The sequence below is a fragment of the Nocardiopsis sp. CC223A genome (genome assembly GCF_030766825.1).
Classification (GTDB): Bacteria; Actinomycetota; Actinomycetes; order Streptosporangiales; family Streptosporangiaceae; genus Nocardiopsis.
Genome location: NZ_JASFDV010000188.1, coordinates 1 through 749 on the forward strand (window position 1 = coordinate 1; position 749 = coordinate 749).

The 749-nt window shown below is 70.4% G+C and carries 1 protein-coding gene; it reads right to left on the reverse strand.

Features of this window, described 5'->3' with window-relative positions; translation table 11 throughout:
* Positions 1–10: 10 nt before the first annotated feature.
* Positions 11–749 (reverse strand): IS5 family transposase gene (locus QJS33_RS31285; RefSeq protein WP_306371678.1). Its coding sequence is split into 2 segments (ribosomal slippage), with 740 coding nucleotides annotated over them: positions 11–471 and positions 471–749; the frame shifts between segments, so codons are not numbered across the junction. This gene is flagged as partial in the annotation.

Sequence of the window (749 nt, forward strand, 5' to 3'; positions counted from 1 at the left end):
AGAGCTCATCTCATTTGGTGAGTTGGCGGTAGCAGATCAGTGTGCAGGCGATGCCGGCAAAGGCCAGGAAGTGGTCGGCCTTGCGCTCGTAACGGCGGTGCAGGCGACGGCATCCGGCCAGCCAGGCCATGGTCCGCTCCACCTGCCACCGATGCCGTCCCAGCCGCTGCGAGGACTCCACCCCCTTGCGGGCCAGACGGTGCACGATCCCCCGGCGCCGGAGCCAGCGGCGCAGGTGGGTGTAGTCGTAGCCCTTGTCGCCGTGCAGCTTGCCCGGTTTGCGCCGCCGGGGTCCGCGGTGGGAGCGAATCGGTGGGATCCCCTCCACCAGGGGTTGCAGGGCCTGGCTGTCGTGGGTGTTGGCCCCCGAGATCGCCATGGACAGGGGCAAACCCTGCCGGTCGGTGATCAGGTGGATCTTCGACCCCTTCTTGCCCCGGTCGACAGGATTGGGACCCGTCAGGTCCCCCCTTTGAGGGCCCGCATGTTCACCGAGTCGATCGCGCACCGCGACCAGTCCAGATCACCGCGGGAACCGAGCTCGTCCAACACGAGCCGGTGGAGCTTGGCCCACACCCGGGCCCGGGTCCACTCGGTGAAGCGCCGGTGCGCGGTGGCACCGGAAGGGCCGAAGCCCGGCGGGAGCTGGGCCCAGGTGCACCCGCTGGTGGCCACGAAGATGATCGCGGCCAGCACCTGGCGGTCGCCGTGTCTGCGCCGCCCGCCGCCTTGCGGGCGGGTGGGCGCCT